The sequence below is a fragment of the Streptomyces sp. NPDC028635 genome (genome assembly GCF_040637635.1).
Lineage (GTDB): Bacteria > Actinomycetota > Actinomycetes > Streptomycetales > Streptomycetaceae > Streptomyces.
The window spans coordinates 54,279-68,795 of record NZ_JBEZWX010000011.1; the positions used below are offsets into that span (position 1 = coordinate 54,279).

The 14,517-nt window shown below is 72.5% G+C and carries 12 protein-coding genes; 4 read left to right on the forward strand and 8 right to left on the reverse strand.

Annotated features, from left to right (window positions below):
* The first annotated feature begins 78 nt into the window (after window positions 1-78).
* Complete coding sequence (locus AB0E88_RS14670) at window positions 79-435, forward strand: cupin domain-containing protein (protein WP_361629506.1); 357 nt, start codon at window positions 79-81, stop codon at window positions 433-435.
* 22 nt (window positions 436-457) lie between these two features.
* On the opposite strand, the gene AB0E88_RS14675 is transcribed toward AB0E88_RS14670, so the two are convergent.
* From AB0E88_RS14675 to rhaI, 8 genes are all read right to left on the reverse strand, one after another.
* Window positions 458-1,825: a VWA domain-containing protein gene (locus AB0E88_RS14675; RefSeq protein ID WP_361629509.1), complete on the reverse strand. Its 1,368-nt coding sequence runs from the start codon at window positions 1,823-1,825 to the stop codon at window positions 458-460.
* On the reverse strand, window positions 1,822-2,679 hold the full coding sequence (locus AB0E88_RS14680; protein WP_361629512.1) for a MoxR family ATPase: 858 nt from the start codon (window positions 2,677-2,679) through the stop codon (window positions 1,822-1,824). Before AB0E88_RS14680 ends, AB0E88_RS14675 begins: the two co-directional genes overlap by 4 nt.
* Before the next feature lie 107 nt (window positions 2,680-2,786).
* A complete protein-coding gene (locus tag AB0E88_RS14685) occupies window positions 2,787-3,428 on the reverse strand; it encodes an LUD domain-containing protein (RefSeq protein ID WP_361629909.1) in 642 nt (213 codons plus the stop codon).
* Window positions 3,429-3,433: 5 nt separating this feature from the next.
* On the reverse strand, window positions 3,434-4,912 hold the full coding sequence (locus tag AB0E88_RS14690) for a lactate utilization protein B (RefSeq protein WP_361629515.1): 1,479 nt from the start codon (window positions 4,910-4,912) through the stop codon (window positions 3,434-3,436).
* A complete protein-coding gene (locus AB0E88_RS14695; RefSeq protein ID WP_361629518.1) occupies window positions 4,909-5,664 on the reverse strand; it encodes a (Fe-S)-binding protein in 756 nt (251 codons plus the stop codon). Before AB0E88_RS14695 ends, AB0E88_RS14690 begins: the two co-directional genes overlap by 4 nt.
* A gap of 73 nt (window positions 5,665-5,737) precedes the next feature.
* Complete coding sequence (locus tag AB0E88_RS14700; RefSeq protein WP_361629521.1) at window positions 5,738-7,186, reverse strand: rhamnulokinase family protein; 1,449 nt, start codon at window positions 7,184-7,186, stop codon at window positions 5,738-5,740.
* A complete protein-coding gene (locus AB0E88_RS14705; protein WP_361629524.1) occupies window positions 7,183-9,222 on the reverse strand; it encodes a bifunctional aldolase/short-chain dehydrogenase in 2,040 nt (679 codons plus the stop codon). Before AB0E88_RS14705 ends, AB0E88_RS14700 begins: the two co-directional genes overlap by 4 nt.
* Window positions 9,223-9,336: 114 nt before the next feature.
* Window positions 9,337-10,497: an L-rhamnose isomerase gene (gene rhaI / locus AB0E88_RS14710; RefSeq protein WP_361629527.1), complete on the reverse strand. Its 1,161-nt coding sequence runs from the start codon at window positions 10,495-10,497 to the stop codon at window positions 9,337-9,339.
* A 303-nt stretch (window positions 10,498-10,800) separates the two neighbouring features.
* Between rhaI and AB0E88_RS14715 the strand changes: the two genes are divergently transcribed.
* The 3 genes from AB0E88_RS14715 (at window position 10,801) to AB0E88_RS14725 (ending at window position 14,473) form a co-directional block, all read left to right on the forward strand.
* Complete coding sequence (locus AB0E88_RS14715) at window positions 10,801-12,318, forward strand: sugar ABC transporter ATP-binding protein (RefSeq protein ID WP_361629530.1); 1,518 nt, start codon at window positions 10,801-10,803, stop codon at window positions 12,316-12,318.
* A 99-nt stretch (window positions 12,319-12,417) separates the two neighbouring features.
* Window positions 12,418-13,491 carry an ABC transporter permease gene (locus AB0E88_RS14720; RefSeq protein ID WP_361629533.1) on the forward strand — a complete coding sequence of 358 codons (1,074 nt, stop codon included), beginning with the start codon at window positions 12,418-12,420 and terminating at the stop codon, window positions 13,489-13,491.
* Entirely contained in the window at window positions 13,484-14,473 is a 990-nt protein-coding gene (locus AB0E88_RS14725) for an ABC transporter permease (protein WP_361629536.1), read from the forward strand. The genes AB0E88_RS14720 and AB0E88_RS14725 overlap by 8 nt, the downstream gene beginning before the upstream one ends.
* Window positions 14,474-14,517: the final 44 nt, after the last annotated feature.

The window sequence follows — 14,517 nt, forward strand, 5'->3', positions numbered from 1 at the left end:
CCCGCCGCTCACGCCTGCGTCCGCAGGGGGACGAGACCGGCTCCGGCCGCCGGGAGGCGGCGGGAAGGGAGGAGCGTCATGTTGGAGGCCAAGACGCTCGACAAACCGGACGAGCGGCGCGATTTCCCCAAGGGGCACCTCGAAGCCGTGCATCTGAGCGGCTGCGATTTCGCCGTGGCGACGTTCGAGCCCGGCTGGCGCTGGTCCGAGTCCGTCGGCCCGATCGCGGGCACCGACAGCTGCCAGGTGCATCACAACGGCTACGTCGTCCAGGGCCGGATGCGCATCCGCATGGACGACGGCACCGAGACCGAGCTCGGCCCGGGGGACGTCTTCGTGTGCTCGCCCGGACACGACGCCTGGGTGGTGGGCGACGAACAGTGCGTCGCCTACGACTTCGAGGGCCAGATGGCCAAGGAGTACGCCAAGAAGTGACGCCGCGCCGCACGGTGGGGCGTCACACCGGGAGCAGACGTCCCACCAGCGCGCTCAACTGCCCCACGGTGCGGCACTCGTGCATCTCGACGACCTCGGCGTAATCCGGTGCGGCCGAGTCGCCGGTGCCCCACTGGGCGAGCGGCTCGGGGTTCAGCCAGTACACCCGGCGGGCCTGCCCGGCGATCTGCCGCAGCGCCGGCAGGTTCGGGTCGCTCATGTTGGTGCGGGCGTCGCCCAGCACGAACACCGTGGTCCGCGGGCCCACGGCGGCGCCGTACCGCTCCGCGAACTCGCCGAGCGCCACCCCGTAGTCGCTGCTGCCGTGCCAGCCGGTCAGCGTGGCCTCGGCGCGGATGCGTCCGCCGAGGCCCCCGGCGTCGGCGGCGCCGCGCACCAGCAGCCCGGTCACCTCGTCGACCCGGTTGACGAACGCGAACACCCGCACCTTGCTGAACTGGTCGTGCAGCGCCTGCACCAGCAGCATCGTGAAGTCCGAGAACCCGGACACCGACCCCGACACGTCGCACAGCAGCACCAGTTCCGGCCGGGCGGGCCGGCGCCGGCGCAGCACCGGCCGCATCGGCACCCCGCCCGTCGACAGCGAACCGCGCAGGGTGCGCCGTAGATCGATCGTGCCGCGCGCCGCCCGCCGGCGCCGCGCGGCCAGCCGGGTGGCCAGCTTGCGTGCCAGCGGCTGCACCGTCCGCCGCAGCTCGGCCAGTTGCTCGCGGCCCGCGTACAGGAAGTCGACGCGGTCCACCGTGGGGGCCACCGCCCGCCGGGCGATCTCGTCCCGTCCGCGCCGCTCCGCCACCCGCCGCCGCGCCTCCGCAGCCACCAGCGCGCGGAAGGCGTCGATACGGCGGCGGATCTCGTCCTCGAGCAGCCGGCCGGCGAAACCGCCGCCCCCGCCGCGCCCCCGCATCTGCTCCCGCACGGGCGCGAGCAGCGTCTGCGGCCGCAGCCGGTCCAGCGTCTGGTACGAGGAGAAGCCGTCCGAGCCGGGCGAACTCCCGTACCCGCCCAGCGCGTCGACGGCCTCCACGGCCAGCCGGCCCATGGCCCCGGTGTCGCCCGCCGCCAGGGCCGCCGCGAGCCGTTCCCGCAGGTCCTCCCGCCCGGCCGGCTCCTGCCCGGGTCCGCCGACGGCGCGCGGGAAGTACAGGTCGAAGACCGGGTCGAACACCTGCCGCTGGCCCACGCCGTGCAGCAGCGTGGCGGCCAGCCCCTCCCGCAGCATCTCCCGGTCGGCCAGCCCCAGCGCCCGGACGGCCCGCGCCGCGTCCACGCTCTCCCCGGTCCCGATCCGCACCCCGTGCGTCCGCAGCGCGGCGACGAACCCGGTCAGCCGTGCCGCGACGTCACCCTGCCCGCCCGGCGGCGTCATACGGCGTCCAGGTCCAGCTTCGCCGCCGCCTTCAGCACGTCGTCCTGGTGCTTGAGCAGCACACCGAGCGTGTCCCGGACCACCGCCTCGCCGAGGCTGTCCGCGCCGAGCGCCAGCAGGGTGCGCGCCCAGTCGACGGTCTCCGCGACCGACGGCACCTTGCGCAGGTCCATCGCCCGCAGCGCGCCGACCACCCGGACCACCGACTCGGCCAGCGCCGCGTCGAGGTCCGGCACCTTCAGCCCGACGATGCGCCGCTCCAGCTCCTGCTCGGGGAAACCGATGTGCAGGAAGAGACAGCGGCGGCGCAGCGCCTCCGACAACTCGCGGGAGGCGTTGGAGGTGACCACCACGAAGGGGCGGCGGGTCGCGCTGATCGTGCCCAGCTCCGGCACCGTCACCTGGAAGTCGCTGAGCACCTCCAGCAGCAGCCCCTCCACCTCGACGTCGGCCTTGTCCATCTCGTCGATCAGCAGCACCTTCTGCTCCTCGCCGCGGATCGCGGTGAGCAGCGGCCGGGAGAGCAGGAACTCCTCGCTGAAGATGCCGGTCCGCGTCTCGTCCCACGTCTCCTCGCGGCCGGCGCTGATGCGCAGCAGCTGCTTGGCGTGATTCCACTCGTACAGCGCCCGGGACTCGTCCACGCCCTCATAGCACTGCAACCGCACCAGCCGCGCCCCGGCGACCTCGGCGACGGCCTTCGCGAGCTCCGTCTTGCCGACCCCGGCGGGGCCCTCCACCAGCAGAGGCTTGCCCAGCCGGGCGGCGAGGAAGACGGTCGTGGCCACGGCCGGCGAGGCGAGGTAACCGGTCTCGGCGAGGCGGGCGGAGACATCGTCGACGGACGTGAACAACTGCGCCTCCGGCGGTCGGGGTCGCGGACGGGTCGGCGTACGGCACCTATCTAAGCGCTTGTTCAGCGACCTGTCACGGCCCGGTCGGGGCCCGGCCCGCGTGCTGCTCAGCCGACGAGGACGACCTCCAGGGTCCGCGGGCCGTGCACGCCCTCCACACGGTCGAGTTCGATGTCGCTTGTCGCCGACGGGCCCGAGATCCAGGTCAGCGGCCGGGCCGGGTCGAGGCGTTCGAGGGCCTGCGGCACCGAGGAGACGACCTGGTCCGGCACGCGGACGACGCAGATGTGGTGGTCGGGGATCAGGGTGATCCGGCGCCGGCCCTGGTCGGGCGAGCCGTCCAGGACGATGGTGCCGGTCTCGGCGATCGCCACCGCGCAGCCGGTGACCACGCTGTCCACCGCGTCCAGGTCGTGGGGCGTGCTCGCGGCGCGGTCGTCCACCCGGGTCACCGGGCAGCCGGCGAGCCAGCTCTCGTCCAGCCCCGGCGGCACCAGCACCGACTCCACCCCGCGCGCGGCCAGCAGCCGCGCCACCAGCCCCGGCACCTCCTCGGACGCGCACCGGTGCACCACGGCCCGGTAGTCCGCCAGGTTCTCCGCGAGCAGGTCCACCGTCTGCCCGGCGGTCCGCTCGCCGTGCTCGCGCAGATAGTCGCGGGGCACGGCCTGCTCGTAGGCGAGGTCGTCCGCCGGCACATCGGCGAGGGCCCGCCGCACCCGCCCCAGGATCCGCTCCCTGCCGCTCACGTGGTTCACCTGGCTCCGTCCTTCCCGCCGCGTGTGCGCTGCCACCAGTCCCTGAACGGCTCCGCCGGCACCGCCGGCAGCTCCCGGCTGCCCGTCCACGCCTGGCCGGGCCCCGGCAGGGTGCGGGGATGGAACCGGCGGGTGCGCGAGGCCAGCCGCTGTCCGGCGCCCAGCGCGCCGGGACGGGTGAACGCCCAGCGCGCCGCCCGCATCGCGGCGCGCTCCGCGGCGTGGCCCCCGGCGGGCCTGAGCACCACCTTGTTGCCGCCGCGCACCGCGGGTCCGCCCTGGACGACGCGTTCCCGCAGATGCACCAGCACCTCGGGGATGTCGATCGCGACCGGGCACACGTCGTAGCAGGCCCCGCACAGCGACGAGGCGTACGGCAGCGAGGCGTCGATGTCGCTGCCCGTGCCCCGCAGTTGCGGGCTGAGGATCGCGCCGATGGGGCCGGGGTAGACCGACCCGTAGGCGTGCCCGCCCGCCCGCTCGTACACCGGGCAGACGTTGAGGCACGCCGAGCAGCGGATGCAGCGCAGGGCCTGGCGTCCGACCTGGTCGGCGAGGGTGTCGGTGCGGCCGTTGTCGAGCAGCACCAGGTGGAACGTCCGCGGACCGTCGCCGTCCGTCGTACCCGTCCACATCGTCGTGTACGGGTTCATGCGCTCGGCGGTGGAGGAGCGGGGGAGGGTCTGCAGGAACACCTCCAGGTCCCGCCAGGTCGGCACGGTCTTCTCGATGCCGACGACCGAGATCAGCGTCTCGGGCAGGGTCAGGCACATCCGCCCGTTGCCCTCGGACTCCACGACGACCAGCGTGCCCGTCTCGGCGACCATGAAGTTGGCGCCGGAGATGCCGACCTTGGCCCGCAGGAACTTCTCCCGCAGATGCAGCCGCGCCGCCTCGGCGAGTTCGGCGGGCGTGTCGGTCAGGCCCTCGGGAGCGGGGCGGCCCCAGCCGGCCATCTCCGAGCGGAAGATGTCCCGGATCTCGCCCCGGTTGCGGTGGATCGCCGGGACGAGGATGTGGGAGGGCCGGTCGCGACCCAACTGCACGATCAGCTCGGCGAGATCGGTCTCGTAGGCGCGGATGCCCTCCGCCTCGAGCGCCTCGTTGAGCCCGATCTCCTGCGTGGCCATCGACTTGACCTTGACGACCTCCGACTCACCGGTCGCCTTGACGAGTTCGGTGACGATCCGGTTGGCCTCCTCGGCGTCGGCCGCCCAGTGCACCACACCGCCCGCCGCGGTCACCGACTCCTCCAACCGCACGAGGTGGCGCTCGAGGTGGCGCAGCGTGTGGTCCTTGATCCGTCGGCCGGCCTCCCGCAGCGCCGCCCAGTCGGAGACCTCGGCGACCGCCTTGGCCCGCTTGGCGCGGATGGTGCGGGTGGCGTGCCGCAGATTGCCGCGCAGGGTCGGGTCGTTCACCGCCTCACGCGCTGCCGCGGGAAACGCGGGCATCCCGAGATACGTCCCGCTCATACCGCCGGCTCCTCCTTCGTGCTCGCCAGGATCTCCGCGATGTGCACCGGCCGCATGCCCACCCTCAGCCGGGCCATGATCCCGCCGATGTGCATCAGGCAGGAGTTGTCGGCGGCGCACAGCACCTGCGCCCCCGTCGACTCGGCGTTGCGGACCTTGTCCGCGCCCATCGCCGCCGAGACGTCGGCGTTCTTCACCGCGAACGTGCCGCCGAACCCGCAGCACTCGTCGGCACCCGGCAGCTCCACGAGCTCCAGACCCTCGACGGCCTCCAGCAGCCGCCGCGGCCGGTCGCCGAGCCCCAGGGCCCGCAGCCCGTGACAGGTCGGGTGGTAGGTGACGGTGTGCGGATACCAGGCGCCGACGTCCGTCACGCCGAGCACGTCCACCAGGAACTCCGTCAGCTCGTACGTCTTCGGCACGACCGGCGCCACCGCCTCGGCCAGCGCGCTCCCGCGCCCCTCGGCCAGAGCCCGCTCACCCATCCGCGGATACAGCTCCCGCACCATCGCCGCGCACGACCCCGACGGCGTCACGACGGCGTCGTAGTCGCCGAAGACCTCGGCGTGGCGCCGGGCCATAGGCTCCGCCTCGTGCCGGTAGCCGGTGTTGTAGTGGGCCTGCCCGCAGCAGGTCTGCGCGAAGGGGAAGTCCACGTCCACCCCGAGCCTGTGCAGCAGCCGCACGACGTCCCGGCCGGTGTCCGGATAGAGCGTGTCGTTGACGCAGGTCAGGAACAGGGCGACACGCATCGCGGCTCCTCGGGAATCGATCAACGGACGAGTGCAGGGTAATCGCCGCCCCGGGGGCCGGGGGAGGCCCCGCTCACCGGGCGGCGAGCCGGGCCTCGGCCGCCCGCCACCGCCCCGTGTCGCCGCGCGGTTCGTACCGCGTCAGCGGCTGGGTACGCACCAGCAGACGCCGCATGCCGGTCAGGTCGCCCACCAGTCCGTGCGTGCGGGCCTGCACCAGCACGTTGCCGAGCGCGGCCGCCTCCGTCGGACCCGCCACCACCGGCAGCCCGCAGGCGTCGGCGGTCAGCCGGCACAGCAGCGCGTTGCGGGTGCCCCCGCCGACCACGTGCACCACGTCCACCGGATGCCCGGCGAGCCGCTGCGCGTCCTGGACCGCCCGCCGGTGGGCGAGCGCCAGGGAGTCCAGGATGCAGCGCGTGATCTCACCCGGCGTGCGCGGCACCGGCTGACCGGACGCCCGGCACGCCTCGGCGATCCGTTCCGGCATCCGGCCCGGCGCCAGGAACGCCGCGTCCCCGGCGTCGACCACCGACCGCAGCCCCGGCGCCGCGGCCGCCTCCCGCAGCAGTGCGCCCAGATCCCGCTCGCCCCAGGCCCGCCGGCACTCCTGGAGCAGCCACAGCCCCATGATGTTGCGCAGGTAGCGGACCGTGCCGTCCAGGCCCAGCTCGTTGGTGAAGTTGGCGCTCCGGCTCTCCTCGGTCAGCACCGGCGCGTCCAGCTCCAGACCGGCCAGCGACCAGGTGCCGGTGCAGATGTAGGCGAAGCGCTCGCCCGTCGCCGGGACCGCGGCCACCGCCGACGCCGTGTCGTGCGAGCCGACCGCCGTCACCGGTACGGGCCCGGTGAGCCCGGTCTCCCGCAGCACCTCGTCCCGCAGGGAGCCCGCCGGGTCGCCGGGCTGCCGCAGCGGCGCGAACAGCCCCAGGTCGATGCCGAGCCGGTCGGCGATCCCGTACGCCCACGACCGCGTCCGGGGATCGATCAGCTGGGTGGTGGAGGCGTTGGTCAGCTCGGTGCCCTGCTCCCCGGTCAGCCAGTACGTCAGCAGGTCGGGAATGAGCAACAGCCGTCTGGCGAGCGCGAACCGCGCGGTGCCGGCCTCCGCCGTCAGTTGGTAGAGCGTGTTGAAGGGCGCGTACTGGATGCCCGTCGCCGCGTACAGCTCGGCCGCCGGGACGCTCGCCCACACCTTCTCCGCGACGCCCTCGGTGCGCGGGTCGCGGTAGTGCACCGGGTTGCCCAGCAGCGCCCCGTCGGCGTCCAGCAGACCGTGGTCGACGGCCCAGCTGTCGATGCCGACGGAGTCCACCCGGCCGGCCGCCCGCAGCCCGTCCAGCACCCCGGCGTACAGCGCCAGGATGTCCCAGCGCAGCCCCTCGGGCGTGCGCACGGGCCGGTTGGGGAAGCGGTGCGCCTCGGTCAGCTCCAGCGAGTCCGGACCGACCCGTCCGGTCATCACCCGTCCGCTGGAGGCGCCGAGATCGACCGCGGCGTACGCCTTCACGTGCCCGCTCATCGCAGGAAGGCGGCGGCGACGCCGGCGTCGACCGGGATGTGCAGACCGGTGGTGTGGGTCAGGTCGCCACCGGTGAGCGCGAAGACGGCGTTCGCGACGTGCTCGGGCAGCACCTCCCGCTTGAGGAGGGTCCGCTGCGCGTAGAACTCGCCCAGCTTCTCCTCCTCCACCCCGTACACGGCCGCCCGCTGGGCGCCCCAGCCGCCCGCGAAGATGCCCGAGCCGCGCACCACACCGTCCGGGTTGACGCCGTTGACCCGGATGCCGTGCTCGCCCAGCTCGGCGGCGAGCAGCCGCACCTGGTGGGCCTGGTCGGCCTTGGTGGCGGAGTAGGCGATGTTGCTCGGCCCGGCGAAGACGGCGTTCTTGGACGCGATGTACACGATGTCGCCGCCGAGCCCCTGCGCGATCATCACCCGGGCGGCCTCCCGCGAGACGAGGAAGGAACCGCGGGCCATGATGTCGTGCTGGAGGTCCCAGTCCTCGGCGGTCGTCTCCAGCAGCGGCTTGGAGATGGAGATCCCGGCGTTGTTCACCACCAGGTCCACCCCGCCGAAGGCGAGGACGGCCTCGCGGAAGGAGGCGGCGATCTGCTCCTCGTCCGTGACGTCCACGGTCACCGCGACGGCCCGGTCCGGCCCGCCCAGCTCCTCGGCGACCTCGGCGGCTTTGACCCCGTCGAGATCGGCGACGACGACACACGCCCCCTCGGCCACCAGCCGGTGGGCGATCGCCTTGCCGATGCCGCTGCCGGCGCCGGTCACCAGCGCCACCCGGGTCGCCAGCGCCTTGGGCTCCGGCATCCGCCGGAGCTTCGCCTCCTCCAGCGCCCAGTACTCGATGCGGAACTTCTCCGACTCCTCGATCGGCGCGTACGCCGAGACGGCCTCGGCCCCGCGCATCACGTTGACGGCGTTGACGTAGAACTCGCCGGCCACCCGCGCGGTCTGCTTGTCCTTGCCGAAGGAGAACATGCCCACGCCCGGCACCAGCACGATCGCCGGGTCGGCGCCGCGCATGGCGGGGGAGTCTGCGGTCGCGTGCCGCTGGTAGTAGGCGGCATATTCCTCACGGTAGGCGGCGTGCAGTTCCTTCAGCCGCGCGACCGTCTCCTCCAGCGGCGCGGTCGGCGGCAGATCCAGCACCAGCGGCCGTACCTTGGTCCGCAGGAAGTGGTCCGGGCACGAGGTCCCCAGGGCCGCCAGCCGCGGATGCCCGGCCCTCGCCAGGAAGTCGAGGACCACGCCGGAGTCGTCGAAGTGCCCGACCCGCGCCCGGTCCTGCGAGGCGACGGCCCGCACATACGGCGCCAGTGCCGCCGCCCGCTCCCGCCGCTCACTCTCCGGCAGCGCCCGGTACCCCTCGAGCACGGGCCCGAACGGCTCGGCCCTGCCCCGCTCGGCGAGGAACTTCTCCGCGGTGCGGATGATGTGCAGCGAGTTGCTCTCGCACTCCTCGGAGGTGTCACCCCAGGCGGTGATCCCGTGGCCGCCGAGGACGCAGCCGATGGCCTGCGGACGGGCCTCCTTGATCGCGGCGATGTCCAGCCCCAGCTGGAACCCGGGCCGCCGCCACGGCACCCACACCACGGTGTCGCCGAAACACTCGGCGGTCAGCTTCTCGCCGTCGGCGGCACAGGCCAGCGCGATACCGGAGTCCGGGTGCAGATGATCGACGTGCGGGGCGTCGACGAGACCGTGCATGGCGGTGTCGATGGACGGCGCGGCCCCGCCCTTGCCGTGCAGGCAGTAGTCGAACGCGGCGACCATCTCGTCCTCGCGCTCCACACCCGGGTACACCCCGGCGAGCGCCCGCAGCCGATCGAGCCGCAACACGGCGAGCCCGCTCTCGGTGAGGGTGCCGAGGTCGCCTCCCGACCCCTTCACCCACATCAGCTCCACCTCCCCGCCGGTGACGGGATCGGTGGCGGTGCCTTTGGCGGAGGTGTTGCCGCCGGCGTAGTTGGTGTTGCGCGGATCGGAACCGAGCCGGTGCGAACGGGAGAGCAGAGCGGCGGCTTCGGGGTGGGTGGTCATGAACTTCCAGTCCTTTTCGACGAGGGAGAACTCGGCCGGCTCACGGGCGCGGGGAACTGCGCGACCAGCCACAGCGGCCCCGCGCCCCGCAACGAACAGGAACCCGGCAGACGCTCACGCCCCCCACCCGGCCTGAGACCCACCCACCCGCTCGGCCGCGATCTTCTCGCCCCACCCGGACCGCGCATACGCGGCAAGGGGCTCGGGGTCCAGCCCCATCTCCTCGCGCACCTCACGAAGAAGCGGCCGCACGTCGGTGTTGTACGCATCCATCAGCACGGCATTGGCACCCAGCACATCCCCGGCGGCCTGAGCCGAAGCCAACGCCGTCCGGTCCACCAGCAGCGCCTTCGCCGTGGCCTCCTGAACGTTCATCACCGAACGGACGATCGCCGGGATCTTCGCCTCGATGTTGTGGCACTGGTCGAGCATGAACGCCACCTCGGAGGTGAGCCCGCCCCCGCACACCACCTCGAACATGATCCGGAACAGCTGGAACGGATCGGCCGCGCCCACCATCAGGTCGTCGTCCGCGTAGAAGCGCGAGTTGAAGTCGAACCCGCCGAGCTTGCCCTCCCGCAGCAGCGTGGCGACGATGAACTCGATGTTCGTCCCCGGCGCGTGGTGCCCCGTGTCGACGACGACCCGGGCCTTCTCGCCCAGCCGCAGACAGTGCGCGTACGCGGTCCCCCAGTCCGGCACATCCGTCGTGTAGAAGGCCGGCTCGAACAGCTTGTACTCCAGCAGCATCCGCTGCCCCTCGCCCAGCCGTTCGTACACCTCGGCCAGCCCCTCGGCGAGCCGGTCCTGCCGGGCGCGGATGTCGTCCTGCCCCGGATAGTTCGTGCCGTCCGCGAACCACAGCTTGAGATCGGCGGAGCCCGTCGCGTCCATGATGTCGACGCACTCCAGCAGATGGTCGACGGCCTTGCGGCGCACCCCCGCGTCCGGGTGGCAGATGCTGCCGAGCCTGTAGTCGTCGTCCTGGAAGGTGTTGGAGTTGATCGCGCCGAGCTTCAGCCCGCGCTCCTCGGCGTGCTTGGCCAGCGCCGCGTAGTCGTCGACCTTGTCCCAGGGGATGTGCAGCGCCACCGTCGGCGCGACACCCGTCACGGCATGGACCTGCGCCGCGTCGTCCAGCTTCTCGAACGGGTCACGGGGTACGCCCGCCTGGGCGAACACCTTGAAGCGGGTGCCGGAGTTCCCGTACGCCCATGACGGTGTCTCGACGGCCTGGGTCTTGAGCGCGGCCTTCACCGCGGCGAGGTCGGTCACTTCCGGACTCCTGGTGGCATCGGCGAATCAGGGGATCGAAATCAGGGGATCGATGTGACGGCATCGCGCTGCGCCATCGATGAAACGATTCAGAGAGCGAAGCTATGAGTCGCCCGGAAGCGTGTCAAGACCCCGGCCGAGCCCTCTTCGTCGTAACCTGGGCGCGACCTGCTGGCGTCGGGAGTTTTTCGCTACGAACCCATTGACGCGGGCGAGTGACGCTGCCTACGGTCCCGGCAATCCAGTTGAAACCTTTCACGGCGCCGCGAAGGTCCGACCCGCCGGCGTCGCCGAGGAGCCCTCATGACCCACCCGTCCGACTCGGGGCCGGTCCCGGTGCTGGCGCTCAAGGACGTCTCGAAGTCCTTCGGTGCCGTACGGGCCCTGCGGGACGTCCGTCTGGAGCTGTTCCCCGGCGAGGTGCACGCACTCGCCGGGGGTAACGGCGCCGGGAAGTCGACCCTGATCAAGACGCTCGCCGGGGTGCACCGGCCGGACGCCGGCCAGGTGCTGCTCGACGGCCGTCCCGTCACCTTCCACGGCCCCGGCGACGCCCGCGACGCCGGGATCGCCGTGATCTACCAGGAGCCCACGCTCTTCCCGGACCTGTCGATCGCCGAGAACATCTTCATGGGCCGCCGGCCGAAGAGGGCACTCGGCCGCATCGACCACAAGGCCACCCACGCCGCCACGCTCGCCCTGATGCGGCGCCTCGGCGTCGGCCTCGACCCCGACCGCCCGGCGCGCGGCCTGTCCATCGCCGACCAGCAGATCGTCGAGATCGCCAAGGCGCTCTCCTTCGACGCCCGGGTACTGATCATGGACGAGCCCACCGCCGCCCTCACCGGCAGCGAGGTGGCCCGTCTCTTCGGGGTCGTCCGGACCCTGAGCGAACAGGGCGCCGCGGTGCTGTTCGTCTCCCACCGGCTGGAGGAGATCTTCCAGATCTGCCGGAAGGTCACCACCCTGCGCGACGGCGCCTGGATCGCCGGCGAGCCGCTGGACGGCATGACGGAGGACGACCTGGTGCGCCGCATGGTCGGCCGCGACCTCGGCGAGCTGTACCCCAAGCAGGACGTCCGGCCGGGCGAAGTCGCCCTGAGCGTCAGGCGGCTGACCCGGGAGGGGGTGTTCTCCGACGTCTCCTTCGAGGTGCGCGGCGGCGAGATCGTCGGCCTCGCCGGCCTGGTCGGCGCGGGCCGCACGGAGGTCGCCCGGGCCGTCTTCGGCATCGACCGCTGGGACGCGGGCGAGGTCGAGGTCCACGGCCGCAGGCTCACCAACGGCGCGCCCTCCACCGCGATGGCCGCCGGACTCGCGCTCGTGCCCGAGGACCGGCGGGCCCAGGGTCTGGTGATGGACATGTCCATCGAACGCAACATCGGCCTCACCGGCCTGCGCACCACCGTGAAGGCCGGTCTCATGGACCGCGGCGCCGAACGCAGCCGCTCCCTCGACTGGGCGGTCAGGCTGCGGGTGAAGTACGCCCGGCTCGCGGACGCCGTCTCCACCCTCTCCGGCGGCAACCAGCAGAAAGTCGTCCTCGCCAAGTGGCTGGCCACCAGCCCCCGGGTGCTCATCGTCGACGAGCCGACCCGCGGCATCGATGTCGCCACCAAGGCCGAGGTGCACCGGCTGCTGTCCCGGCTCGCCGCCGACGGCGTCGCCGTCCTGATGATCTCCTCCGACCTGCCCGAGATCCTCGGCATGGCCGACCGCGTGCTCGTGATGCACGAGGGCCGGCTGACGGCCGAGATCCCCCGCTCCGAAGCCACCGAGGAAGCCGTGATGGCCGCCGCCACCGGGAGGGCCGCCGCATGACGCCCACCCCTTGTGTCAGGAGGGCCGCCGCGTGACGCCCACCGCCCGTGCCGGGAGCACACGCCGCGTGACGCCCGCCATCTCCGTCAGGAGGGCCGCATGACCGTGACCGCTCCCGACCACGCCCCCGTCGCCGACGTTCCGAAGTCCGGTGGCACCCGGCTCGTCGACCGCGTCTTCAAGATGCGTGAACTCGCCATCCTCGTCGTCTTCCTGGTGATGATCGCCGTCACCCAGGCCGGCAACAGCCAGTTCCTGTCCGAACAGGGCATCAAGGATCTGCTGCTGAACGCGACGATCCTGGTGCTGGTCGCCACCGGCCAGTCCCTCGTCGTCATCACCCGCAACGTCGACCTGTCCGTCGGCTCCACCCTCGGCATCAGCGCGTTCGCCGCGGGCACCTGCCTCCAGGGCGGCGGCAACCCCGTCGTCGCGATCGTCCTCGCCGTCCTGCTCGGCATCGGCTTCGGGCTGCTCAACGGCCTGCTCGTCAGCCTCGGCCAGGTGCCCGCCCTGGTCGTCACCCTCGGCACGCTCTACATCATCCGCGGCGTCGACTCCATCTGGGTCGGCTCCCGCCAGATCACCGCGGCCGATCTGCCCGGCTCCTTCGTCGACTTCGGCTCCGGCGGCTTCTCCGCCATCCCCTACCTGGCGCTGATCGCCCTCGTCGTGCTCGTCGCGACGGCCTACTACCTCAAGCACTACGGCAGCGGACGCGAGCTGTACGCGCTCGGCTCCAACCCGGAGGCCGCGCGGCTCGCCGGGATCCCCGTCCGCAAGCGCATCCTCGCCGCGTACACCTTCTGCGGGGCGCTCGCCGGACTCGCCGGTGCGATGTACCTGGCCCGGTTCGGCAACGTCGACTCCGGCACCGGCAGCGGCTACGAACTCACCGTCGTCAGCGCGGTGGTGGTCGGCGGCGTCGTCTTCACCGGCGGCTCCGGCAGCGTCTACGGCGCCGCCCTGGGCGCTCTGCTGCTGACCTCGGTCAACAGCGTGCTGCCCGCGCTGGGCGTCAGCAGCGTGTGGGTGCTCGCCATCAACGGCGCCCTGCTGCTGCTCGCCATCGCGGTCGACCGGATCGTCGCCCTGCGGGTGGCCGCCGCCCTGAAGAAGAAGCCGGCCCATGTGAAGCCGCTCCCGCAGAAGGGGGACGCCCGCCATGCCTGAGTCCCTGACCCGTGCCGTCCGCTGGGACACGGTGGTCGGAGTCCTGCTGATCGTCCTGCTCCTGCTGTCGTTCTCCCTCGTGGACGGCTTCGGCAACGCGCTGAACCTGTCTTTCCTCATCGGCAACACCCTGCCGATCGCCCTCATCGCCCTGCCGATGACCCTGCTCGTCGTCTCCGGTGAGATCGACCTGTCGGTCGCCTCCACCGCCGGGCTGTCCGGCGCGGTGATGGGCCGGCTGTGGAACGAGGGCATGGCCATCGAGACGATCATCCCGCTGTGCCTTCTGCTCGGCGTGGTCTGCGGCCTGGTCAACGGCCTGCTCGTGACCCGGCTCGGCCTGCCCTCGCTCGCCGTCACCATCGGCACGCTCGCTCTCTACCGGGGCATCGCGCAGATCGTGCTCGGTTCGAACGCGGTGACCGACTTCCCGCCGCGCTACCTGGACTTCGCCGCGGGCCGGATCGGGGACAGCTTCCTGCCGCAGGCCTTCCTGCCCTTCCTCGCGCTGCTCGTCGTCGCCGTCGTCGTCCTGCACGCCACCCCGTTCGGGCGGTCGCTGTTCGCGATCGGCGCGAGCGAGGAGGCGGCGCGGTTCGCCGGCATCCGCGTCAAGAGGTCCAAGCTGCTGCTGTTCGTCGCGACCGGGTTCATGGCCTCGCTGACCGGGATCTTCTGGGCCCTGCACTACGCCAGCGCGCGCTACGACAACGCCACGGGTCTCGAACTGTCCGTCGTCGCCGCCGTGTTGCTCGGCGGCATCGACTTCGACGGCGGCAGGGGCACGCTCGGCGGCGCGATCGCCGGGGTGTTCCTGCTGGGCGCGCTGCAGAACGTGATGAGTCTGCTGAACGTCTCCGCGCAGTCGCAGATCGTCGTGACCGGTGTGCTGCTCGTGGTCTCCGTGCTCGGGCCCCGTGTGGCCCGCCAGGTCGCCGTCGCCCGCGCGGCGGCTCGCTCCGCGGCCCGCTCCGCTGGTTAGGCCGTCTTCCGGCTGCGGGCCGTCCGTGGCCGGTCGCGCAGTTC